At 66.4% G+C, this 24,028-nt stretch carries 20 protein-coding genes; 19 read left to right on the forward strand and 1 reads right to left on the reverse strand.

What is annotated here, in order from left to right:
* Window positions 1–72 precede the first annotated feature (72 nt).
* The 18 genes from coq7 to lpxC all read left to right on the forward strand — a co-directional run bounded on the left by coq7 (window position 73) and on the right by lpxC (window position 20,317).
* Window positions 73–699, forward strand: a complete 627-nt coding sequence (gene coq7 / locus ACPTTC_RS02880) for a 2-polyprenyl-3-methyl-6-methoxy-1,4-benzoquinone monooxygenase (RefSeq protein WP_175955514.1) — start codon at window positions 73–75, stop codon at window positions 697–699.
* Window positions 700–1,085: 386 nt separating this feature from the next.
* On the forward strand, window positions 1,086–1,514 hold the full coding sequence (gene mraZ, locus ACPTTC_RS02885) for a division/cell wall cluster transcriptional repressor MraZ (RefSeq protein ID WP_006487094.1): 429 nt from the start codon (window positions 1,086–1,088) through the stop codon (window positions 1,512–1,514).
* Window positions 1,515–1,537: 23 nt separating this feature from the next.
* Window positions 1,538–2,479 (forward strand): 16S rRNA (cytosine(1402)-N(4))-methyltransferase RsmH, encoded by a 942-nt coding sequence (gene rsmH, locus ACPTTC_RS02890; protein ID WP_226195293.1) that lies wholly within the window; start codon window positions 1,538–1,540, stop codon window positions 2,477–2,479.
* Window positions 2,476–2,817 (forward strand): cell division protein FtsL, encoded by a 342-nt coding sequence (ftsL, locus tag ACPTTC_RS02895; RefSeq protein ID WP_009694564.1) that lies wholly within the window; start codon window positions 2,476–2,478, stop codon window positions 2,815–2,817. The genes rsmH and ftsL overlap by 4 nt, the downstream gene beginning before the upstream one ends.
* Window positions 2,814–4,661, forward strand: a complete 1,848-nt coding sequence (locus ACPTTC_RS02900) for a peptidoglycan D,D-transpeptidase FtsI family protein (protein WP_175971420.1) — start codon at window positions 2,814–2,816, stop codon at window positions 4,659–4,661. Before ftsL ends, ACPTTC_RS02900 begins: the two co-directional genes overlap by 4 nt.
* On the forward strand, window positions 4,658–6,196 hold the full coding sequence (locus tag ACPTTC_RS02905) for a UDP-N-acetylmuramoyl-L-alanyl-D-glutamate--2,6-diaminopimelate ligase (protein ID WP_423391501.1): 1,539 nt from the start codon (window positions 4,658–4,660) through the stop codon (window positions 6,194–6,196). Before ACPTTC_RS02900 ends, ACPTTC_RS02905 begins: the two co-directional genes overlap by 4 nt.
* Window positions 6,193–7,599, forward strand: coding sequence for a UDP-N-acetylmuramoyl-tripeptide--D-alanyl-D-alanine ligase (locus tag ACPTTC_RS02910; protein WP_423391502.1), 1,407 nt, complete (start codon window positions 6,193–6,195; stop codon window positions 7,597–7,599). The genes ACPTTC_RS02905 and ACPTTC_RS02910 overlap by 4 nt, the downstream gene beginning before the upstream one ends.
* 16 nt (window positions 7,600–7,615) lie before the next feature.
* A complete protein-coding gene (mraY, locus tag ACPTTC_RS02915; RefSeq protein WP_006477019.1) occupies window positions 7,616–8,785 on the forward strand; it encodes a phospho-N-acetylmuramoyl-pentapeptide-transferase in 1,170 nt (389 codons plus the stop codon).
* A 28-nt stretch (window positions 8,786–8,813) separates the two neighbouring features.
* The gene (gene murD, locus ACPTTC_RS02920) at window positions 8,814–10,328 is read left to right on the forward strand and encodes a UDP-N-acetylmuramoyl-L-alanine--D-glutamate ligase (RefSeq protein WP_423391503.1); all 1,515 of its coding nucleotides are present in this window, start codon (window positions 8,814–8,816) and stop codon (window positions 10,326–10,328) included.
* The gene (gene ftsW, locus ACPTTC_RS02925) at window positions 10,325–11,608 is read left to right on the forward strand and encodes a putative lipid II flippase FtsW (RefSeq protein WP_175955527.1); all 1,284 of its coding nucleotides are present in this window, start codon (window positions 10,325–10,327) and stop codon (window positions 11,606–11,608) included. Before murD ends, ftsW begins: the two co-directional genes overlap by 4 nt.
* On the forward strand, window positions 11,605–12,708 hold the full coding sequence (gene murG / locus ACPTTC_RS02930; RefSeq protein WP_423391504.1) for an undecaprenyldiphospho-muramoylpentapeptide beta-N-acetylglucosaminyltransferase: 1,104 nt from the start codon (window positions 11,605–11,607) through the stop codon (window positions 12,706–12,708). Before ftsW ends, murG begins: the two co-directional genes overlap by 4 nt.
* Complete coding sequence (gene murC, locus ACPTTC_RS02935) at window positions 12,705–14,102, forward strand: UDP-N-acetylmuramate--L-alanine ligase (RefSeq protein WP_423391505.1); 1,398 nt, start codon at window positions 12,705–12,707, stop codon at window positions 14,100–14,102. The genes murG and murC overlap by 4 nt, the downstream gene beginning before the upstream one ends.
* Before the next feature lies 1 nt (window position 14,103).
* The gene (locus tag ACPTTC_RS02940; RefSeq protein ID WP_011350841.1) at window positions 14,104–15,045 is read left to right on the forward strand and encodes a D-alanine--D-alanine ligase; all 942 of its coding nucleotides are present in this window, start codon (window positions 14,104–14,106) and stop codon (window positions 15,043–15,045) included.
* Window positions 15,046–15,064: 19 nt separating this feature from the next.
* On the forward strand, window positions 15,065–15,817 hold the full coding sequence (locus tag ACPTTC_RS02945) for a cell division protein FtsQ/DivIB (RefSeq protein WP_226195301.1): 753 nt from the start codon (window positions 15,065–15,067) through the stop codon (window positions 15,815–15,817).
* A gap of 26 nt (window positions 15,818–15,843) precedes the next feature.
* Window positions 15,844–17,076 carry a cell division protein FtsA gene (ftsA, locus tag ACPTTC_RS02950; RefSeq protein WP_006487138.1) on the forward strand — a complete coding sequence of 411 codons (1,233 nt, stop codon included), beginning with the start codon at window positions 15,844–15,846 and terminating at the stop codon, window positions 17,074–17,076.
* 191 nt (window positions 17,077–17,267) lie between these two features.
* Window positions 17,268–18,464 carry a cell division protein FtsZ gene (gene ftsZ / locus ACPTTC_RS02955; protein WP_011350843.1) on the forward strand — a complete coding sequence of 399 codons (1,197 nt, stop codon included), beginning with the start codon at window positions 17,268–17,270 and terminating at the stop codon, window positions 18,462–18,464.
* 188 nt (window positions 18,465–18,652) lie between these two features.
* Window positions 18,653–19,159, forward strand: a complete 507-nt coding sequence (locus ACPTTC_RS02960; RefSeq protein ID WP_175955803.1) for a peroxiredoxin — start codon at window positions 18,653–18,655, stop codon at window positions 19,157–19,159.
* 240 nt (window positions 19,160–19,399) lie between these two features.
* Window positions 19,400–20,317, forward strand: coding sequence for a UDP-3-O-acyl-N-acetylglucosamine deacetylase (gene lpxC, locus ACPTTC_RS02965; protein ID WP_011350845.1), 918 nt, complete (start codon window positions 19,400–19,402; stop codon window positions 20,315–20,317).
* Between the two features lie 86 nt (window positions 20,318–20,403).
* On the opposite strand, the gene ACPTTC_RS02970 is transcribed toward lpxC, so the two are convergent.
* Window positions 20,404–20,880 carry a DUF721 domain-containing protein gene (locus tag ACPTTC_RS02970; RefSeq protein WP_175955535.1) on the reverse strand — a complete coding sequence of 159 codons (477 nt, stop codon included), beginning with the start codon at window positions 20,878–20,880 and terminating at the stop codon, window positions 20,404–20,406.
* 256 nt (window positions 20,881–21,136) lie between these two features.
* Here ACPTTC_RS02970 and secA point away from each other — a divergent pair, with 256 nt between their 5' ends.
* Window positions 21,137–23,935, forward strand: a complete 2,799-nt coding sequence (gene secA / locus ACPTTC_RS02975; RefSeq protein ID WP_423391506.1) for a preprotein translocase subunit SecA — start codon at window positions 21,137–21,139, stop codon at window positions 23,933–23,935.
* Window positions 23,936–24,028: the final 93 nt, after the last annotated feature.

Consider the following 24,028-nt stretch of genomic DNA (forward strand, 5'->3'; position numbering starts at 1 on the left):
ATAATCAAGTCGGTTACGCAGCGGACTCGTGCCCTTGCCGCTCGCGGCAGCACCTGCAGCCAGGAGAACAGGATGGTGTTTGATGAACTGATCAGCGAATTCGATCGCGGCCTGCGATCGCTGACCGGCATTAGCCGGATGAGCCGGCCGGTGCCTGCGCCGGCAGAGGCGCCGACCGTCGAGCTGACGCCGGCGGAGCGTACGCATGCCGCCGGGCTGATGCGCGTGAACCACGTCGGCGAGGTGTGCGCGCAGGCGCTCTACCAGGCGCAGAAGCTCACTGCGCGCACGGCGTCGGCGAAGGCAATGTTCGAAGAGGCCGCGCGCGAGGAGGAGGACCACCTCGCGTGGACCGCACACCGCCTGAAGGAGCTCGACTCGCGCCCGAGCCTGCTGAACCCGCTCTGGTATGCAGGTTCGCTCGCGATCGGCGTGGCGGCCGGCGCGCTCGGCGACAAAGTCAGCCTCGGCTTCATGGCCGAGACCGAGCGGCAGGTCGAGAGTCATCTCGAAGGCCACATGTCCGAGTTGCCGGCGGCCGATACCGCGTCGCGTGCGATCGTCGACCAGATGCGTATCGACGAAGTGAAACACGGCAAGGCCGCGGCCGACGCTGGCGGGATCGAACTGCCGCTGCCCGCGCGAATGCTGATGCGCGCCGCGTCGAAAGTCATGACGAGCACTGCGTACTATCTGTAAGATTCGCACCGGGGCGATGCGTGACGTCGCCCCGGTTCCCCGCCGCTGATACCGCCCGTTTATTCCGCGTTTTCCCGCCCCCGAAAGCCCCGTCCGCACACCCGTCTGGCCCGTCTTTCTCACGTATCACCTTCACAAGTTGCACTAGCTCATTCATTTATAACGGTTTTTGGAATGAGGGGGCGTATGAGCATGTGCGCGTAAGTCCTTGTTCTAACTAACAAAATTCGTCAAAAAAGCGGGCCGCTCCCTTGACCGTGCCACACCCTTCCTCTAAAGTGGGAAGCAGTGTGAGAAAGTGTATTTTTGTGTGATTTGGCGGGCTATTCCGGCTAAATTCTCAGCATGGAGCGGGTGCTTCGGTGCCCTGAACGGGAGAGCGGAAAGTGTTCCAAGGGGCGTCGGCGCTGACGCTCGATGCGAAAGGGCGGATGTCGGTGCCGGCTCGCTATCGCGAAGCGCTGCAAGGACAGGCAGAAGGACGGGTGACTGTGACCAAGCACCCGGACGGCTGCCTGTTGCTGTTTCCGCGCCCCGAATGGGAAGTATTCCGCGCCAAGATCGCCGCGCTGCCGATGGACGCGCACTGGTGGCGGCGCATTTTTCTCGGCAATGCGATGGATGTCGATCTCGACAGCGCGGGCCGGATTCTCGTATCGCCCGAGCTGCGCATGGCAGCCGGACTGGAAAAGGAAGTCATGTTGTTGGGAATGGGTAGTCACTTCGAGCTGTGGGATTCGCAGACCTACAACGCGAAGGAGCAGGCAGCGATGGCGCAGGGCATGCCCGATGCGCTGAAGAATTTCACGTTCTGATTGCGGTGACGGAGACGCCCGCGATGGGAAACGAATTGCAGCATCGGACCGTGTTGCTGGACGAAGCGGTCGAGTCGCTCGTGACGCGACCGGACGGCATCTATGTCGACGGCACGTTCGGGCGCGGCGGCCATAGTCGTGCGGTGCTCGCGCGGCTGGCGTCGGCCGGGCGGCTGATCGCGTTCGACAAGGATCCGAGGGCGATCGAGACGGCGCAGGGCATCGAGGATGCGCGCTTCTCGATCGTGCATGACAGCTTTGCATCGATGCGCGACGCGCTTGCGGCGCGCGGCGTCGAGAAGGTGTCGGGTGTGTTGCTTGACCTGGGCGTGTCCTCGCCGCAGGTGGACGATCCGGCGCGCGGCTTCAGCTTCCGCGCCGATGGTCCGCTGGACATGCGGATGGATCCGACGCGCGGCGAGTCGGCGGCGGAATGGCTCGCACGGGCTTCGGTGCAGGAATTGACGGAGGTGATACGGGATTATGGGGAAGAACGGTTTGCTTTTCAGATTGCAAAGGCGCTTGTTGCTCGCCGGGCAGAGTCCGACCGTCTTGGGCCTCTCGACACCACGGGCGAGCTTGCCCAAATCGTGGGTCACGTCGTCAAAACCCGTGAGAAGGGCAAGGATCCGGCAACCCGCACCTTTCAGGCTATACGGATTCACGTCAATCAAGAGCTTGCGGACCTGCAAGTCGTACTAGACGCGGCACTGTCGTTGCTGGAGCAAGGGGGGCGGCTGGTGGTCATCAGCTTTCATTCACTCGAGGACCGGATCGTCAAGCGATTCATGCAGGCGCACGCGAGTGCGCCCGCGGTCGATCGTCGCCTGCCGATCCGTGCCGTCGACCTCCCGAGCCCGCCGCTCAAGATCATCAGCCGCCAGTTTCCGAGTGAAGCGGAAGTTGCCGCGAATCCGCGCGCCCGCTCGGCCGTGATGCGCATTGCGGAGCGCGTCACGCCATGAGCCGCTTCAATATCTTCCTGCTGATCATCGTGATGGGTTGCGCGTTGTCGGTCGTCAATTCGACGAACCAGCAGCGCCAGATCTTCATCCAGCTGCAGCGTGCGCAGTCGCAGGAGCGTCAGCTCCAGCAGGACTACGCGCAGCTTCAATATCAGCAGAGCGCGCTGTCGAAGACGTCGCGCATCGAGCAGCTTGCGAACGATTCGCTGAAGATGCAGCCGATCACGACCGGCCGCACGCAATACCTGACGCTGCCGCCGGGCGCCGCGAAGGCGATCGATGCACCGATCCCGGCTTCGGCGGACACGGCTGGCAAGGGCAAGGGGGGCGCGCGATGAAACCGTCCCAGAAGCGCCAGAACGTGAAGTTCTCGTCGAGCCCCGTGCTGGGCGTCCATCTGCCGATGTGGCGCTCGAAGCTCGTCGTGTTCCTGCTGTTCATGGCGTTCGTCGCGCTGGCCGCGCGCGCGTTCTGGATCCAGGGGCCCGGCAACGCGTTCTACCAGAAGCAGGGCGAAAGCCGCTACCAGCGCACGCTCGAGCTGCCGGCGACGCGCGGCAAGATTCTCGACCGTAACGGGCTCGTACTCGCGACGAGCCTGCCCGTGCGCGCGATCTGGGCGATTCCCGACGCAGTGCCGGACGATCTCGACGCCGACAAGGTCAACCAGCTCGGCAAGCTCCTCGGCATGACGCCGAAGGAACTGCGCGTCAAGCTGTCAGAAGACAAGGGCTTCGTCTACGTCAAGCGCCAGGTGCCGATCGACGTCGCGGACAAGGTCGCCGCGCTCGACATTCCCGGCATTTATCAGCGCAACGAATACAAGCGGTTCTATCCGGAAGGCGAGATCACCGCTCACCTGATCGGCTTCACGAACGTCGAGGACGAAGGGCAGGAGGGCGTCGAGCTGGGCGACCAGAAGATGCTGTCCGGCACGTCGGGCGTGCGTCGCGTGATCAAGGACCGGATGGGGCACATCGTCGAGGACGTCGCCGAGCAGATTCCGCCGCACAACGGCACGGACGTCGACCTGTCGATCGACAGCAAGATCCAGTACATCGCGTACGCGAACCTGAAGGCCGCCGTCGAGAAGTTCAAGGCGAAGGCCGGCGCGGCGATGGTCGTCGACGTGCGCACCGGCGAGGTGCTCGCACTCGTCAACTACCCGACGTACAACCCGAACGACCGCTCGCGCATGACGGGCGAACAGTTGCGCAACCGGATCATGACCGACGTGTTCGAGCCGGGCTCGATCATGAAGCCGTTCACGGTGTCGCTCGCACTCGACCTGCACCGCGTGACGCCGAACACGCTCGTCGAGACGGGCAACGGGCATTTCGTGCTCGACGGCGCACCGATCACCGACGACGCGGGCTTCGGCACGTTGACGGTCGGCGGCGTGATCCAGAAGTCGAGCAACATCGGCGCGACGAAGATCGCGATGACGATGCGGCCTGAGGAAATGTGGAATATGTATACGAGCATCGGCCTCGGCCAGGCGCCGAAGGTCGGGTTCCCGGGCGCGGTGGCCGGCCGCCTGCGTCCGTGGAAGAGCTGGCGCCGCATCGAGCAGGCGACGATGTCGTACGGCTACGGCCTGTCGGTGTCGCTGTTCCAGCTCGCGCGCGCCTATACGGCGATCGCGCACGACGGCGAGCTCATGCCGGTGACCATTTTCAAGACCGACCCCAACCAGCCGGTCGTGGGTACGCAGGTGTTCAACCCGACCACCGCGCGCGAAGTGCGCGCGATGCTCGAAACGGTGGTGGCGCCGGGCGGCACGTCGCCCGATGCGGCCGTGCCGGGCTATCGCGTCGGCGGCAAGAGCGGTACCGCGTACAAGCATGAAGGTCACGGCTACACGCGCAAGTACCGTGCGTCGTTCGTCGGGATGGCGCCGATGCCGAATCCGCGCATCGTTGTCGCGGTGTCGGTCGACGAGCCGACCGCCGGCAGCCACTTCGGCGGCCAGGTGTCGGGCCCCGTATTCTCGGCGATCGCCGGCGACACGATGCGTGCGCTGAACGTGCCGCCGAACATGCCGATCAAGCAGCTCGTCGTGTCTGACGATTCGCCGGCAGCACCTTCCGCGACGGGGCCGCAAAAGCTGGCCGCGGGTGGCGGTGCAAAGCATATGATCGTGTCCAGCACGACGCGTAATTCACCAGGAGTTGTTCGATGAGCGCCGCTCGCAGTTCCCATCCGGCGCATCAGCAGATCGCAGCCGCGCTTGCGTGGCTGCGTCAGCATGTGGCCCCTGCAGCGCAACTGCATGCCGACACGCGCAGCCTCGAGGCTGGCGACGTGTTTGTCGCGTATGCAGTCGACGGGGCAGACAATCGTGCCTTCATGGCCGACGCCGTCGCGCGCGGTGCGGCCGCCGTGCTGTATCAGCCGGAAGGGCTGGCCGCTGCGCCGGCCGTTCCTGTCGCGCTTGCGGTGCCTGCGCTTGACCAGCTCGCCGGCGAGATCGCCAGCGGCTGGTATGGTGATCCGAGCGACAGCCTGCTCACGGTGGGTGTGACCGGGACGAACGGCAAGACCTCGTGCACGCAATGGGTCGCTACCGCGCTGACGGCGCTGCATCAGCCGTGTGCAGTGATCGGCACGCTCGGCACCGGGATGCCCGGCCAGCTCGTGCCGACCGGCTTCACGACCCCCGATGCGCCGCAATTGCAGCGCAGCCTTGCGCAATTGCGCGACGCGGGCGCGAAGGCCGTGGCGATGGAGGTGTCGTCGCACGCGCTGCATCAGGGGCGCGTGAACGGTACGGCCTTCGACGTCGCAGTGTTTACGAACCTCACGCAGGATCACCTCGACTATCACGGCACGTTCGATGCGTACGAGGCCGCGAAGGCGAAGCTGTTCGCGTGGCGCGGCCTGCGTGCGGCGGTCGTCAACCGCGACGATGCAGCCGGACAGCGCCTGCTCGAGAAACTGGCTGGCCGCGTGCGCACGATCGCATACGGGATCGGCGACGCGCCGGCGCCGGACGCCGATCGCGAGCTGGTCGCGCTCGACGTGCGCGCCACCGCGACCGGCACGGCGTTCCGCCTGCGTTCGTCGTGGGGCGACGCGGACGTCGAGGTCGGCACGCTCGGCACGTTCAACGTCAGCAACCTGCTCGCGGTGCTCGGCTCGCTGCTCGCGGCCGACGTGCCGTTCGACGCGGCGCTCGCCGAGATCGCACGGCTCGAGTCCGTCAACGGCCGGATGCAGCGGCTCGGCGGCCGGCTGCAGAACGACGAACCGCTCGTCGTGATCGACTACGCACACACGCCCGACGCGCTCGAAAAGACGCTCGACGCGCTGCGCCCGATCGCCACGGCACGCGGCGGCCGGCTCGTCTGCATGTTCGGCTGCGGCGGCGACCGCGATGCGACGAAGCGTCCGCTGATGGGCGCGATCGCGGAGCGGCTCGCCGATGAAACCGTCGTCACGAGCGACAACCCGCGCAGCGAGGATCCGCAGCGCATCATCGACCAGATCGTCGCGGGCATGACCGCGCCCGATCACGCACGCCGTATCGAGGATCGCGCGAGCGCGATCCTGCAGGCCGTGCGCGGCGCCGCACGCGAGGATGTCGTCGTGCTGGCCGGCAAGGGCCACGAGGCCACGCAGGAAATCATGGGCAAGAAGCGCACGTTCTCCGACCAGGATCACGCGCGGCTCGCGCTGGCAGCGCGCGCGACGCACGGCAAGGGAGGCGCCGAATGACGATGCTCAGTCTCGGCGAAGCCGCCCGCCTGATCCCCGGCGCAACCGTCCACGGCGACGCGGCCATCACGTTCGACCGCGTGTCGACGGACAGCCGCACGGCCGGCCCCGGCGACCTGTTCGTCGCACTGAAAGGCGAGCGCTTCGATGCGCACGACTTCCTCGGCGACGTCGCTGCGCGCGGTGCCGCCGCGGCGCTGGTCGCGCACGTGCCGGCGGGCGTCGCCATGCCGGCGATCGAAGGCGGCGAGACGCGTGCCGCACTTGGCGCGCTCGCACACGGCTGGCGCAAACGATTCGCGCTGCCGCTCGTCGCGGTGACGGGCAGCAACGGCAAGACGACCGTCAAGGAAATGATCGCGTCGATTTTCGCGGCGGCGGTCGGCGCCGACGCGCGGCTCGCGACGGCCGGCAACCTGAACAACGATGTCGGCCTGCCGCTGACGCTGCTGCGCCTGTCGGCCGCGCATCGTCTCGCGGTGATCGAGATCGGGATGAACCATCCGGGCGAAACCGAAGTCCTCGCGCGCCTTACCGCGCCGACGGTCGCGCTCGTCAACAACGCGCAACGCGAGCACCAGGAATTCATGGCGACGGTCGAAGCCGTCGCGCTCGAACACGCGGCCGTGATTCACGCGCTGCCGCCGGACGGCGTTGCGGTGTTCCCGGCCGACGATGCATACGCGGGCATCTGGCGCGTCGCGGCGACCGGCAACCGGATCCTCGATTTCGCGCTGCACGATGCCGAACGGCAGAACGGCGCGCAGGTCACGGGCCGCCTGCACGGCGGCGAACTCGCGATCGACACGCCCGCGGGCACCGTCACGGTGCGGTTGCGCGCGCTCGGCGAGCACAACGCGCGCAACGCGCTGGCCGCGACGGCCGCGGCGCTGGGCGCCGGCGTTGCGCTGTCGGCGATCAAGCAGGGCCTCGAATCGTTCGAGCCGGTCAAGGGCCGGCTGCAGGTGAAGCAGGCGATTGCAGGCAGCCTCGCGGGTGCAACGGTCGTCGACGATACGTACAACGCGAATCCCGATTCGATGCGTGCCGCGATCGACGTGCTCGCCGTGCAACCGGCACCGCGCGTGCTGGTGATCGGCGACATGGGCGAGGTCGGCGACGAAGGGCCGGCCTTTCATCGCGAGGTCGGCGCCTACGCGCGCGAGCGCGGGATCGACGCGCTGTTCGCGCTCGGCGACGCGTCGCGCGATGCCTGCACGGCATACGGCGACACGGCCCGCCATTTCGGCGACGTCGGCACGCTGGTCGAAGCCCTGCTCGCGGCGGGCTACGGTGCGCAGGCGACGCTGCTCGTGAAGGGCTCGCGGTACATGAAGATGGAGCGCGTGGTCGACGCGCTGACGAACCAACCCGCGGCGGGCACGGCGCCCGCTGCACACTGAGTAGAAGGAAGGAAGCATGCTGCTGGCGCTGGCGCAATGGCTGCAAGGAGACGCAAGCTTTTTGCGCTTGTTCACGTACCTCACGTTCCGGGCGGTGATGGCCACCATCACCGCGCTGGGGATCGGGCTCGTGTGCGGACCGTGGGTGATCCGCAAGCTGACGCAAATGAAGGTCGGTCAGGCCGTGCGCAAGGACGGTCCGCAGACGCACCTGGTCAAGTCCGGCACGCCGACGATGGGCGGCGTGCTGATCCTGATCGGCATCGCGGTCGCGACGCTGCTGTGGGGCGACCTGACGAACCGTTTCATCTGGATCGTGATGCTCGTCACGTTCGGTTTCGGCGTGATCGGCTGGGTCGACGATTACCGCAAGGTCGTCCACAAGGACCCGCGCGGGATGTCGTCGCGCGAGAAGTATTTCTGGCAGTCGGTGATCGGGCTGTTCGCGGCCGTCTACCTCGCCTTCAGCGTGTCCGAGGCGAACAACGTGCGCGTGTTCGACCTGTTCATGGCGTGGGTGCGCAGCGGCCTGTCGATGGGACTGCCGGCACGCGCCGACCTGATGCTGCCGTTCCTGAAGTCGATCAGCTACCCGCTCGGCGTGTGGGGCTTCATCGTGCTGACGTACTTCGTGATCGTCGGCGCGAGCAACGCGGTGAACCTGACCGACGGCCTCGACGGCCTCGTGATCATGCCGGTCGTGCTGGTCGGTGCGTCGCTGGGTGTGTTCGCGTACGTGATGGGCAGCGCGGTCTATTCAAAATACCTGCTGTTCCCGCACATTCCCGGCGCGGGCGAACTGCTGATCTTCTGTTCCGCGATGGGTGGGGCAGGGCTCGCGTTCCTCTGGTACAACACGCACCCCGCGCAGGTGTTCATGGGTGACGTCGGCGCGCTGGCGCTCGGCGGCGCGCTCGGCACGGTCGCGGTGATCGTGCGCCAGGAAATCGTGCTGTTCATCATGGGCGGCATCTTCGTCGCGGAAACGCTGTCGGTGATGCTGCAGGTTTCGTGGTTCAAGTACACGAAGAAGCGCTACGGCGAAGGGCGGCGTCTGCTGAAGATGGCGCCGCTGCATCACCATTTCGAATTGTCCGGCTGGAAGGAAACGCAGGTGGTCGTGCGTTTCTGGATCATCACGCTGATGCTGTGCCTGTTCGGTCTGACCACCCTCAAGCTGCGGTAAAGGAAAGGTAACAAGGATGTCTGGCGAGATGTTTGGAGATCGGCAACGGCCGATGGTGCTCGTACTGGGGCTCGGGGAATCGGGTCTCGCGATCGCGCGATGGTGCGCGAGGCACGGGTGCCGGCTGCGCATTGCCGATACCCGCGAGGCGCCGCCGAACCTTGCCGCGCTGCAGGCCGAAGGCATCGATGCGGAATTCGTCGGCGGCGCGTTCACGCCCGCGTTGCTCGACGGCGGCGTCGAGCTCGTCGGGCTGAGCCCCGGACTGTCGCCGCTCGAACCGGCACTCGCGGCGCTGGTCGCGGCCGCGAACGAGCGCGGCGTCGCGGTGTGGGGCGAGCTGGAATTCTTCGCGCAGGCGCTGCGTGCGCTCGGCACGAGCGGTTACCAGCCGAAGGTGCTCGCGATCACGGGCACCAACGGCAAGACCACGACGACGAGCCTTACCGGCCTGCTGTGCCAGCGCTCAGGCAAGAAGGTTGCCGTCGCGGGCAACATCAGCCCCGCGATGCTCGACCGGCTCGCCGGCGCGATCGATGAAACCGCATTGCCCGACGTGTGGGTGCTCGAACTGTCGAGCTTCCAGCTCGAGACCGCGCGCACGTTCGCGCCCGATGCGGCCACGATCCTCAACATCACGCAGGACCACCTCGACTGGCACGGCAGCTTCGATGCATATGCGCAGGCAAAGGGCCGGATCTTCGGCGCAACGACCACGCGCGTACTGAACCGCGACGATGCGGCCGTGATGAAGTTCGCGCCGGCAGCCGGCGCGGCCGATGCGCCGCGCACGGTCACGTTCGGCCTGAACGAACCGGTGCAGGACGGCGACTACGGGCTGTCGCGCGACAACGGCATCGCGTGGCTGGTCGAAGCCGTCGATCGCGATGCGCCGGATGAAGCTGCGACGACGACCCGCCGGCGCAAGCGCGATGCCGCGCATACGCCCGACATCGTGCAAAAGCGCCTGATGCCGGCCGACGCGCTGCGCATCCGCGGCCTGCACAACGCGGCGAACGCGCTGGCCGCATTCGCGCTCGCACGCGCGATCGACCTGCCGGCCGCACCGCTGCTGCACGCGCTGCGCGAGTACCGCGGCGAGGCGCATCGCGTCGAAGTGATCGCGACGATCGACGACGTGGACTACGTCGACGACAGCAAGGGCACGAACGTCGGCGCGACGGTTGCCGCGCTCGACGGTCTTGCGCAGAAGATCGTGCTGATCGCGGGCGGCGATGGCAAGGGTCAGGATTTCGCACCGCTGGTTGCGCCGGTCGCGCGCTGGTGCCGCGCGGTGATGCTGATCGGTCGCGATGCGCCGGCCATCCGCAACACGCTCGCCGAAACGGGCGTGCCGCTCGCCGACCACGCGACGCTCGAAGGCGCGGTGCACGCGGCGGCCGACCTCGCGGAGCCGGGCGATGCGGTGCTGCTGTCGCCCGCCTGCGCGAGCCTCGACATGTTCAGGAACTACGCCCATCGCGCGGATGTGTTCCGCGCGGCGGTCGACGAAATCGCCATCGACAAAGGAGCGACGCCATGAGCTGGTCAGATCGCATCGTCTCCCGTTTCAACGATCGTCGCGACACCGGCGGCAATGCCGCGGGCGGCCGCGTCGCGTCGGCCACGCGCGCTGCGACCGGCGGCCTCGCGAGCGTCGTCAATGGCGTGCGCCCGAGTCGCTCGCGGATGCTCGACTTCGACTACTCGCTGCTGTGGGTCGCGATCGCGCTGCTCGGGCTCGGCGTCGTGATGGTGTATTCGGCGTCGATCGCGATGCCCGATTCGCCGAAATACGCGTCGTATCACGATTACGCGTTCCTGATGCGCCACTGCATCTCGCTCGTCGTCGCGTTCATCGCGGCGGTGATCGCGTTCCGCGTGCCGGTGTCGACGTGGGACAAATACGCGCCGCAGCTCTTCCTGATCGCGCTCGTCGGCCTCGTGATCGTGCTGATCCCGCACGTCGGCAAGGGCGTGAACGGTGCGCGCCGCTGGATTCCGCTCGGCATCACGAACATGCAGCCGTCGGAAATCATGAAGCTCGCGGTGACGATCTACGCGGCGAACTACACGGTGCGCAAGCAGGAATACATGCAGAGCTTCGCCAAGGGCTTTCTGCCGATGGCGTTCGCGGTCGGCCTGGTCGGCGCGCTGCTGCTGCTCGAGCCGGACATGGGCGCGTTCATGGTGGTCGCGGCGATCGCGATGGGCGTGCTGTTCCTCGGCGGCGTGAACGGCAAGCTGTTCGGCGGCCTCGTTGCGACCGCGATCGGCACCTTCACGATGCTGGTGTGGCTGTCGCCGTGGCGTCGCGAGCGGATCTTCGCGTACCTCGATCCGTGGGACGAGCGCTACGCGCAGGGCAAGGCGTACCAGCTCACGCACTCGCTGATCGCGTTCGGCCGTGGCGAGTGGTTCGGCGTCGGCCTGGGCGGCAGCGTCGAGAAGCTGAACTACCTGCCGGAAGCGCATACCGACTTCATCCTCGCGGTGATCGGCGAGGAGCTCGGTTTCGTCGGCGTGCTGGTCGTGATCCTGCTGTTCTACTGGATCGTGCGCCGCGCGTTCGAGATCGGCCGCCAGGCGCTCGCGCTCGATCGCACGTTCGCGGGCCTGATGGCGAAGGGTATCGGTATCTGGTTCGGTGCGCAGACCTTCATCAACATGGGCGTGAACCTCGGGCTGCTGCCGACCAAGGGCCTGACGCTGCCGCTCGTGAGCTACGGTGGCTCGGGCATTCTGCTGAACTGCGTCGCGCTCGCGGTGCTGCTGCGGGTCGACTACGAAAACCGGGTGCTGATGCGCGGAGGGAAGGTATGACCGCGTCGCAACGCACACTGATGGTGATGGCAGGCGGCACCGGGGGCCACGTGTTCCCCGGGCTCGCAGTCGCGCACCGGATGGAAGCGGCGGGCTGGCGCGTGGTGTGGCTCGGCAATCCGGCCGGGATGGAAGCGACGCTCGTGCCGAAGCACGGTATTCCGATGGAATACGTCCGGTTCGGCGGGCTGCGCGGCAAGGGCCTGAAGACCAAGCTGACGCTGCCGTTCAACCTGCTGCGCGCATGCGGGCAGAGCCTCGCCGCGCTGCGGCGTGTGCGGCCCGACGTCGTGCTCGGGATGGGCGGCTACATCACGTTCCCGGCGGGCGTGATGACCGCGCTGTCGGGGCGTCCGCTCGTGCTGCATGAACAGAATTCGATCGCGGGCCTGACGAACAAGGTACTCGCGAAATTCGCGAAACGCGTGCTCGTCGCGTTCCCCGGCGCGCTGCCGCACGCGGAATGGACGGGTAATCCGATTCGCGCGGAACTTGCCGGCACGGAAGCGCCCAAAGCACGCTATGCATCGCGCAGCGGCCCGCTGAACGTGCTGGTCGTCGGCGGCAGCCTCGGCGCGGCCGCGCTGAATGAAGTCGTGCCGCGCGCGCTGGCGATGCTGACGCCGGGCGAACGCCCGCGCGTCGTGCACCAGGCCGGCGCGAAGCACATCGACGCGCTGAAGGCGAATTACGAAGCGGCCGGTTTCGCGGCCGGCGAAGACGTGCGGCTCGTGCCGTTCATCGACGACATGGCGGCCGCCTATGCGGCGGCGGATCTCGTGATCTGCCGGTCGGGTGCGATGACGGTGTCGGAGATCGCGGCGGTGGGCGTGGCGGCGCTGTTCGTGCCGTTCCCGTACGCGGTCGACGATCACCAGACGAGCAACGCCGCGTTCCTCGCCGATGCGGGCGCGGCCGTGCTGGTGCAACAACGCGACCTGTCGGCGGAACTGCTTGCCGACTGGCTGCGCGGCCAGTCGCGGGCATCGCTCGCGGACATGGCGGAACGTTCGCGCTCGCTGGCGAAGCCCGAGGCCACCGACGAAGTCGCGCGCGTGTGCGCGAAGGCGGCCGGCGCGAACCTGGAAGAACTGCAATGAAACACATCGTCAAACACATTCATTTCGTCGGGATCGGCGGCGCGGGCATGAGCGGCATCGCCGAAGTGCTCGTCAACCTCGGCTACGAGGTCAGCGGCTCGGACCTGTCGCGCAACGCGGTGACGGATCGTCTCCAGGCGCTCGGCGCACGGATCGCGATCGGCCACGACGCGGCGAACATCGAGGGCGCGAACGCGGTCGTCGTGTCGACGGCCGTGCGCTCGGACAACCCGGAAGTGCTGGCCGCGCGCGCGAAGCGCGTGCCGATCGTGCAGCGCGCGGTGATGCTGGCGGAGCTGATGCGCCTGAAGCAGGGCATCGCGATCGCCGGCACGCACGGCAAGACCACGACGACGAGCCTCGTCGCGAGCGTGCTCGCGGCGGGCGGGCTCGATCCGACCTTCGTGATCGGCGGGCGCCTGATCAGCGCCGGCGCGAACGCGCGGCTCGGCACGGGCGACTTCATCGTCGCCGAGGCCGACGAGTCGGACGCATCGTTCCTGAACCTGTATCCGGTGATCGAAGTCATCACGAACATCGACGCCGACCACATGGACACCTACGGCCACGATTTCGCGCGGCTCAAGCAGGCGTTCATCGAATTCACGCAGCGCCTGCCGTTCTACGGCAGCGCGGTCGTGTGCGTCGACGATCCGAACGTGCGGCAGATCATCCCGTTCATCTCGAAGCCGGTCGTGCGCTACGGGCTGTCGCCGGACGCACAGGTACGCGCGGAAGACATCGATGCGCGCGACGGCCGCATGCATTTCACGGTGATCCGTGAAGGGCGCGCGCCGCTCGCGATCGTGCTGAACCTGCCGGGCCTGCATAACGTGCAGAACGCGCTCGCGGCGATCGCGATTGCGACGGATCTCGGCGTGGCGGACGACGCGATCCAGCAGGCGCTGGCGGAATTCAACGGCGTCGGCCGGCGCTTCCAGCGCTACGGCGAGGTGCCGACCGCGGACGGCGGCCAGTACACGCTGATCGACGACTACGGCCATCACCCGGTCGAGATGGCCGCGACGATCGCCGCCGCGCGCGGTGCGTTTCCGGGCCGCCGCCTCGTGCTGGCGTTCCAGCCGCACCGCTACACGCGCACGCGCGACTGCTTCGACGATTTCGTCAACGTGCTGTCGACGGTCGACGCGCTGGTGCTGACGGAAGTCTACGCGGCGGGCGAGGCAGCGATCTCGACCGCGAACGGCGACGCGCTGTCGCGTGCGCTGCGCGAGGTGGGGAAGGTCGACCCGGTGTTCGTCGCGACGGTCGACGACGTGCCGGACGCATTGGCGAAGGTCGCGCAGAACGGCGACGTGGTGATCACGATGGGCGCGGGTTCGATCGGCGGCGTGCCGGCGAAGGTTGCGCAGCACACTCAACAGAAGGCATGACATGAGCGGGATTGATCCGAAACGTTTCGGCAAGGTGGCGGTGTTGTTCGGCGGCGAGTCCTCGGAGCGCGAGGTGTCGCTCACGTCGGGCAAGCTCGTGCTGCAGGGCCTGCGCGACGCGGGCATCGACGCGCACCCGTTCGACCCGGCCGAGCGCCCGCTGGCGGCGCTGAAGGATGAAGGGTTCGTGCGCGCGTTCAACGCACTGCACGGTGGCTACGGCGAGAACGGCCAGATCCAGGGCGCGCTCGATTTCTACGGCATTCGCTACACGGGCAGCGGCGTGCTCGGATCGGCGCTCGGCCTCGACAAGTTCCGCACGAAGCTCGTGTGGCAGCAGACGGGCGTGCCGACGCCGCCGTTCGAGACGGTGCTGCGCGGCGACGACCTCGCGGCGCGCGCGACGGACATCGTCGCGAAGCTCGGCCTGCCGCTGTTCGTGAAGCCGGCGAGCGAAGGCTCGAGCGTCGCGGTGCTGAAGGTGAAGACGGCCGACGCGCTGCCGGCCGCGCTCGCGGAAGCCGCGACGCATGACCCGATCGTGATCGTCGAGAAGAGCATCGAAGGCGGCGGCGAGTACACCGCATGCATCGCCGGCGATCTCGACCTGCCGGTGATCAAGATCGTGCCGGCCGGCGAGTTCTACGACTATCACGCGAAGTACATCGCCGACGATACGCAATACCTGATTCCTTGCGGGCTGCCCGCCGACAAGGAAGCAGAGCTCAAGCGCGTCGCGCGCCGGGCGTTCGACGTGCTCGGCTGCACCGACTGGGGCCGCGCGGATTTCATGCTCGACGCCGACGGCAACGCGTACTTCCTGGAAGTGAACACCGCACCGGGCATGACCGACCACTCGCTGCCGCCGAAGGCCGCGCGCGCGGTCGGCATCAGCTATTCGGAGCTGGTCGTGAAGGTGCTGTCGCTCACGCTCAACGACTGACGCAGGAACGGAACGACGTATGTGGAACAACGTTCGCCAACTCAACCTTGCCGCCAGCGCGCTGTACGCGCTGTTGCTGCTCGTGTTGGCGGCGGCCGGTTGCTACTGGCTGATCCAGCGCCCGACGTTCGCGCTGCGGGAAATCCGGATCGACGGCGACACCGAGCACATCAATTCGCCGACGGTGCGCGCGGGCGTGGTCGGCCGGCTGAAGGGCAATTTCTTCACGGTCGATCTCGACGCTGCGCGCACCGCGTTCGAGCAGATGCCCTGGGTGCGCCATGCGAGCGTGCGCCGGGTGTGGCCGAATGCGCTGGCTGTCACGCTCGAGGAGTACAAACCGCTCGGGACCTGGGGCAGCGACCAGCTCGTGAGCGTCGACGGCGAGCTGTTTACCGCGAACCAGGGCGAACTGGACAAGGAACTGCCGGCGTTCGATGGCCCGGAGGGCAGTGCGAAGGAAGTCGTCACGCGGTATCGCGACTTCGGGAAATGGTTTGCGCCGCTGAAGGCGGCGCCGGAAGAAGTGACGCTGTCGGCGCGGTACGCGTGGACGGTGAAGCTGTCGAACGGCATGCAGGTCGAGCTGGGCAAGGAACGCAACAGCGAATCGCTGCATGACCGGAGCCAGCGCCTGGTCGCCGCATGGCCGGCCGTCACGGAGCGTTGGGGCAACGACATCGAGTACGCGGACCTGCGCTATCCGAACGGATTCGCGATTCGCGCGGCAGGCATGCGGTTCCTGACCGATACCGACAAGCGCAAGAAGTAACGAGAGATCACACGCAAGAGCACTTTATGAGCAAAGACTACAAGGATCTGCTGGTTTCCCTCGACATCGGCACGTCGAAGGTGGTGGCCATCGTCGCCGAGCTGAAAGGCGAGGGCCACTACGAGGTGATCGGTCTCGGCCAGAGCGAGTCGAAGGGTCTGAAGAAAGGTGTGGTGGTCAACATCGAGGCCACCGTGCAGTCGATCCAGCGCGCGCTCGAGGAAGCCGAGCTGATGGCCGACTGCAAGATCACCAACGTGTTCACGGGGATCGCGGGCAGCCACATCCGCAGCTTCAACTCGAGCGGGATGGTTGCGATCAAGGACAAGGAAGTCACGCAGACCGACGTCGCGCGCGTGATCGAGACCGCGAAGGCGATCAACATCCCGACCGACCAGCAGGTGCTGCACATCCTCACGCAGGAATTCATCATCGACGGCCAGGAAGACGTGCGCGAGCCGATCGGCATGAGCGGCATCCGGCTGGAAGTGAAGGTGCACATCGTGACGGGCGCGGTGAGTGCCGCGCAGAACATCGTCAAGTGCGTGCGCCGCTGCGGGCTCGAAGTGAACGACTTGATCCTGCAGCCGCTCGCGTCGTCGCTGGCGGTGCTGACGGAAGACGAGAAGGATCTCGGCGTGGTGCTGGTCGACATTGGCGGCGGCACGACGGACATCGCGATCTTCGCCGAAGGCGCGATCCGTCACACCGCGGTGATTCCGATCGCCGGCGACCAGATCACGAGCGACATCGCGATGGCGCTGCGCACGCCGACGCCGGACGCGGAAGACATCAAGGTCGGCTACGGGATCGCGAAGCAGGCGCTCGCCGATCCGGACGAGATGGTGGAAGTACCGGGCCTCGGCGAACGCGGCCCGCGCACGCTGTCGCGCCAGGCGCTCGCAGCCGTGATCGAGCCACGCGTCGAGGAACTGTTCTCGCTCGTGCAGCAGGTCGTGCGCGAATCTGGTTACGAAGAACTGCTGAGCTCCGGGGTGGTCATTACCGGCGGGGCCTCGATGATGCCCGGCATGGTCGAGCTCGGCGAAGACATTTTCCTGAAGCCGGTGCGCATCGGCGCGCCGGAGTATGCAGGCGGCCTTTCCGACGTCGTGCGCAACCCGCGCTACTCGACGGCGATGGGGCTGCTCGTCGAAGGCAGTGCCCAGCGCATGCGCGGCCGCAAGGTCGCCGTGCAGTCCGGCAACGCGGGACAGGTGTTCTCGCGGATGAAGGAATGGTTCCTGAGCAATTTTTGAGTATTTCCACGGCTCGGCATGCCGAGCCTGCCCCCGAGGGGGCCAAGAAAACCTGGGGCGGCCCGGCGTTTTCTCGAGGACGAACCGAATCGAAATTCGCGCTGGTGCCGGCGGCTGGCGCGCGACAGGGGGTTGCCCGATCTCCTGCCGAATAACGGCCGAGTAGCAGTCATTCTCTTGACGGAGGCAACATGGAATTCGAAATGCTGGAAACCGAGACCAACGGCACCATCATCAAGGTGGTCGGCGTTGGCGGCGCTGGCGGCAATGCCGTCCAGCACATGATCAACCGCGGCGTGCAGGGCGTCGACTTCATCGTGATGAACACGGATGCGCAGGCGCTGTCGCGTTCGCGTGCATCGTCGGTGATCCAGCTCGGCAACACGGGTCTGGGCGCTGGCGCGAAGCCGGAAATGGGCCGTGCGGCAGCGGAAGAAGCGCGTGAGCGCATCGCCGACGCACTGCGCGGCGCGCACATGGTGTTCATCACGGCCGGCATGGGCGGCGGTACGGGCACGGGCGCGGCACCGGTGGTCGCGCAGATCGCGAAGGAGATGGGCATCCTGACGGTGGGTGTCGTCAGCAAGCCGTTCGAATTCGAAGGCGGCAAGCGCATGCGCGTCGCTGAAGCCGGTTCGCAGCAACTGGAGGATCACGTCGACTCGCTGATCGTCGTCCTGAACGACAAGCTGTTCGACGTGATGGGCGACGACGCCGAGATGGACAAGTGCTTCCAGTGCGCGGACGACGTGTTGAACAACGCGGTCGCGGGCATCGCTGAAATCATCAATGTCGATGGCCTCGTGAACGTCGACTTCGAAGACGTGAAGACGGTGATGGGCGAGCAGGGCAAGGCGATGATGGGCACGGCGACGGTCGCCGGCGTCGATCGCGCGCGCCTCGCGGCGGAACAGGCCGTGGCGAGCCCGCTGCTCGAAGGCGTCGATCTGTCGGGCGCGCGCGGCGTGCTGGTCAACATCACGTCGAGCCGTTCGCTGCGCCTGTCGGAAACGCGCGAAGTGATGAACACGATCAAGAGCTACGCGGCGGAAGATGCGACGGTGATCTTCGGTGCGGTGTACGACGATGCGATGGGCGATGCACTGCGCGTGACGGTCGTGGCGACGGGTCTGGGCCGTGCGGCGAAGAAGCAGCAGTCGGCACCGATGACGCTGCTGCGTACGGGTACGGACAACCAGCCGGTCAGCGCGGTTTCGCACGGCTATGCACCGACGCATCACGTCAGCACGGCAGACTACGGCGCGCTCGATACGCCGGCGGTGTGGCGCAATTCGCGCGAAACCGCGGCATCGCACGTGCAGGCGCTGCAGGAGAAGGGGGTCGACACGTACGACATCCCGGCTTTCCTGCGCAAGCAGGCTGACTGACGCAAACACAGGCGAAGCCGCGGCGAATCTGCCGCGGTATCGCCGGCGTGACGGATGCTACGGACCATGACAGGCCGCGTCGGCTGCGACGCCGGGCCGGGAAACGTGCCCTCTCCGCACAAGCGGGGCGGGATGGGCCATGCTGTCCGCAACACGCTGAAAAACCGTATCGCTATGAGGGACCAGCCATGATTCAAGTGGGCGACGCGCTGCCCGACGCGCAACTGTTCGAGTACATCGACGACGCGCGCGAAGGGTGCACGCTGGGGCCGAACGCCTGCAGCGTGCGCGACCAGGTTGCGGGAAAGCGGGTGGTGATCTTCGGATTGCCGGGCGCTTTCACGCCGACCTGCTCGGCGCAGCATGTGCCGGGCTATGTCGAACACGCCGAGCAATTGCGCGCGGCGGGCATCGACGAGATCTGGTGCGTGTCCGTCAACGACGCATTCGTGATGGGCGCATGGGGACGTGATCTGCACACCGCGGGCAAGGTGCGCATGATGGCGGACGGTAGCGCGGCTTTCACTCATGCGCTGGGGCTGACGCAGGATTTGTCCGCGCGTGGCATGGGAATTCGTTCCCTGCGCTACGCGATGGTGATTGACGGCGGTGTGGTCAAGACGCTGGCCGTCGAGGCGCCGGGCAAATTCGAAGTGAGCGATGCGGCGAGTGTTCTCGCGACGTTGACGCCCTGACCGTGCGGTGCGCCGTTGCCTTCCGGCAACGCTGCTCACCGGCCTCAGGGCAGTTGTAACACGGGCTGATGACCGGAAACGCCTCCGTTCCGGGCATCGGCCCGCCCCGTATCGGCGCGGGTAAACAGGCGAAACAGATTGATACGCAGTTTCAAACGACGCTGAATAGGGAATTACGCTATAATCTGGCCTATCGAATATAACTCCTGATTGATATCTTCAATCACGACGAAGAACATCATGTTGAAGCAGCGCACCATCAAATCCATCGTGAAGACCGTGGGTATCGGTGTCCACTCGGGCCGCAAGATCGAGCTGACGCTCCGTCCTGCCGCGCCGGGCACGGGCATCGTGTTCTCGCGTGTCGACCTTCCCACGCCCGTCGACATCCCCGCTGCGGCGACGTCGATCGGCGATACGCGGCTCGCGTCGGTGCTGCAGAAGGATGGCGTGCGCGTGTCGACCGTCGAGCACCTGATGTCGGCGTGTGCCGGCCTCGGCATCGACAACCTCTATGTCGACGTGACAGCCGAGGAAATCCCGATCATGGACGGCAGCGCGGCGACCTTCGTGTTCCTGATCCAGTCCGCCGGGATCGAGGAGCAGAACGCGCCGAAGCGCTTCGTCAAGGTGAAGAAGACGGTCGAAATCCGCGACGGCGACAAGTTCGCGCGTCTCGACCCGTACTTCGGCTTCAAGCTGAAATTCTCGATCGACTTCCGTCACCCGGCCGTCGACAAGACCGGCCAGGAACTCGAGGTCGATTTCGCGAATACGTCGTATGTGCGTGAGATCGCGCGTGCACGTACGTTCGGCTTCGCACACGAGGCTGAGATGCTGCGCGAGATGGGCCTCGCCCGGGGCGGCAGCATGGAAAACGCAATCGTGCTCGACGAGTACCGCATCCTGAACAACGATGGGCTGCGCTACGACGACGAGTTCGTGAAGCACAAGATGCTCGACGCGATCGGCGACCTGTACGTGATCGGCCATCCGCTGCTGGCGTCGTACACGGCGTACAAGTCGGGCCACGGGCTGAACAACGCGCTGCTGCGCGAACTGCTCGCGAACGAGGATGCGTACGAGATCGTCACGTTCGATGATCCGCAAGCCGCGCCGAAGGGTTTCGCGTTCGACATGCAGACGGCCTTCGCCTGACCTGCGTTCCGCGCAAATAACAAAAAAGCAGCCTTCGGGCTGCTTTTTTGTTGGCCGGGCACTTGCGCGGCTGGTAGCACATGCCGTTAGCGCGGCTTAGCACCGTGCCGGGCCGCCATCCGCGCGAGCGCGGCCTGAAGCGGTGACGGTTCGAGATGGTCGGCCAGGTCGCGCAACGCCGACGCGCCGACCGACGTCATCCGCGCCTGCTTCACGTGCGGCGGCTCCGGCGCATCCTTCGGGCGCACGCGCACGCGCAGCGTCGAGACCGGCCAGCCGCGCTTTTGCAGATCGCCGAGCAGCCGCGGCTCGACCTGCCGCAGCCGCGCGGCCAGTGCGTTGTGCGCAGCAAAGAGGGTCAGGGTCCCGTCCTTCACGAAGCCGGGCTCGACGTGGTTCGCCAGGTAGTCGGGCAGGAGCGCGGCAAGATCGCGCTGCAGCGACGCGATTTGCTCGACGCCGGCGCGCAGCGCCGCGAATGCGTCGGTACGGCCGAGCACTTCGGATACGGGTTGCGGGCGATATGCGGCGGACGGGCCGAAACGCTTGGAAAATCGATTCATCGAGGCATTCTTCGGGCGCGCACGCGCGCGGACGTTGACGCCGATTGTACCCGCGCGGGCCCGGGCACGGGCGGCTTTCGCCCCGTGGGCCCGGCCATTGGCGCATAGTGTCCGTCCGGCCGAGACACGGGCGCACGCGTCCCCGCGTGCTAAAATTCGACGTTTGAGTCCACTAATTCGCTAAGCCGCCGAGGCTCGGGCGTCGGGGCGCGCAATTCGCGCCGGGCGCCGGTGCTGCGACGCAGGATCCGATCCGATGACAACCGGTTTTCTCCAGAAAATTTTTGGCAGCCGCAACCAGCGGCTCGTCAAGCAATACCAAAAGACCGTCACGACGATCAATGCGCTCGAAACGCAGATCGAGAAGCTGACGGACGACCAGTTGCGCGGCAAGACGGACGAATTCCGCCAGCGGATCACGGCCGGCGAGTCGCTCGACAAGCTGCTGCCCGAGGCATTCGCGGTCTGTCGCGAGGCCAGCCGTCGCGTGCTGAAGATGCGGCACTTCGACGTGCAGATGATCGGCGGCATGGTGCTGCACTACGGCAAGATCGCGGAAATGCGCACTGGCGAGGGCAAGACGCTCGTCGCGACGCTGCCCGTGTACCTGAATGCGCTGGCAGGCCGCGGCGTGCACGTGGTGACCGTCAACGATTACCTCGCGCAGCGCGACGCCGAATGGATGGCGCGCCTCTACAACTTCCTCGGTCTGTCGGTCGGCATCAACCTGTCCGGCATGGAGCACGACCAGAAGCAGCAGGCCTACGCGGCGGACATCACGTACGGCACGAACAACGAGTTCGGCTTCGACTACCTGCGCGACAACATGGTCTACGAGACCGACGCGCGCGTGCAGCGGGCACTGAACTTCGCGGTCGTCGACGAAGTGGACTCGATCCTGATCGACGAGGCACGTACGCCGCTGATCATTTCGGGTCAGGCCGAGGATCACACCGAGCTGTACGTGCGGATGAACGCACTGCCGCCGCTGCTCGAGCGCCAGATCGGTGAAGAGAAGGCCGACGGCACGGGCGTCGAGAAGCCGGGCGACTACACGCTCGATGAGAAGGCGCGTCAGGTGTTCCTGACTGAATCGGGCCACGAGAAGGCGGAGCGCTTGCTCGCCGAATGGGGCCTGATCGGCGAGGGCGAGAGCCTGTACGCACCGCAGAACATCACGCTAATGCACCACGTGTACGCGGCGCTGCGCGCCCACACGCTGTTCCACAAGGATCAGCACTACGTCGTACAGAACGGCGAAGTGGTCATCGTCGACGAATTCACGGGCCGCCTGATGGCCGGCCGCCGCTGGTCCGACGGCCTGCACCAGGCCGTCGAGGCGAAGGAACACGTGAAGATCCAGAGCGAGAACCAGACACTCGCCTCGATCACGTTCCAGAATTACTTCCGGATGTACGCGAAGCTGGCCGGCATGACCGGTACCGCCGACACCGAAGCGTACGAATTCAACGAGATCTACGGTCTCGAGACGGTCGTGATCCCGACCAACCGTCCGCCGAAGCGGATCGACAAGCAGGACCAGATCTACAAGACCGCCAAGGAGCGCTATGACGCGGTGATCCGCGACATCCGCGACTGCTACGAGCGCGGCCAGCCGGTGCTGGTCGGCACGACGTCGATCGAGAATTCCGAGCTGCTGTCGCACCTGCTGAAGCAGGCAGGGCTGCCGCACGAGGTGCTGAACGCGAAGCAGCACGAGCGTGAAGCGGCGATCGTCGCGGAAGCGGGCCGTCCGCGTGCGATCACGATCGCGACCAACATGGCCGGCCGCGGCACCGACATCGTGCTCGGCGGCAACGTCGAGAAGCAGGCCGGCTTCATCGAGGCCGACGAAGCGATCCCGGCCGACGAAAAGGCGCGCCGGATCCAGAAGCTGCACGACGAGTGGGAAACGCTGCACGAGCAGGTGAAGGCAGCGGGCGGCCTGCACATCATCGGCACCGAGCGCCACGAATCGCGCCGGATCGACAACCAGCTGCGCGGCCGTGCGGGCCGCCAGGGCGATCCGGGCTCGTCGCGCTTCTACCTGTCGCTCGACGATCCGCTGCTGCGCATCTTCGCGGGCGACCGCGTGCGCTCGATCATGGATCGCCTGAAGATGCCGGAAGGTGAGGCGATCGAGGCAGGCATCGTCACGCGCTCGATCGAATCCGCGCAGCGCAAGGTCGAAGCGCGCAACTTCGACATCCGCAAGCAGCTGCTCGAATACGACGACGTGTCGAACGACCAGCGCAAGGTGATCTACCAGCAGCGTAACGAGCTGCTCGAAGCGCACGACATCACCGAGACGATCTCCGCGATGCGTCATGGCGTGATTACCGAAGTCGTCCGCCAGTTCGTGCCGGAAGGCAGCATCGAGGAGCAGTGGGACGTGCCCGAGCTCGAGGAAGCGCTGCGCAACGACTGGCAGCTCGACCTCGCGATCCAGGAAATGGTGAACGAGTCGTCGTCGATCACGGCCGAGGAGATCCTCGACGCGGTGATGACGGCCGCCGACGAGCAGTACGAGGCGAAGGTCGCGATGGTTGGCCGCGAATCGTTCAGCGCGTTCGAGCGCTCGGTGATGCTGCAGACGGTCGACCGCCTGTGGCGCGAGCACCTCGCGGCGCTCGACCACCTGCGCCAGGGCATCCACCTGCGCGGCTATGCGCAGAAGAACCCGAAGCAGGAATACAAGCGCGAAGCGTTCGAGCTGTTCGCCGCGATGCTCGAGGCGATCAAGCAGGAAGTCACGCGCATCGTGATGAACGTGCAGATCCAGTCGCCGGAACAGCTCGAGCAAGCCGCCGAGCAGATCGAGGAGCGCGGTGGTCATCTCGAGAACGTCGAGTACCAGCACGCCGATTACGCGGAAGCCGGTGCGCCGGTGGCGAACGTCGCGGCTGCCGCGGCGGCCACCGCGACGGCCGACATGGTCGGCAGCGCGATGACGCACAGCGGCCCAGGCGGCGAGATGCCGAAGGTCGGCCGCAACGACCCGTGCCCGTGCGGTAGCGGCAAGAAGTACAAGCAATGTCACGGGAAGCTGTCATGATCGACGGCGGCGCGCGTCACGCGTGCCGCTTCGTTCGCAGCTTCGAGTGAGTGATGTGAGTTGCGGCGGCCAGCGCGTGCGGCCGCCGGTTCT

The sequence above is a fragment of the Burkholderia mycopellens genome, assembly GCF_964265025.1.
Taxonomy (GTDB): Bacteria; Pseudomonadota; Gammaproteobacteria; order Burkholderiales; family Burkholderiaceae; genus Burkholderia.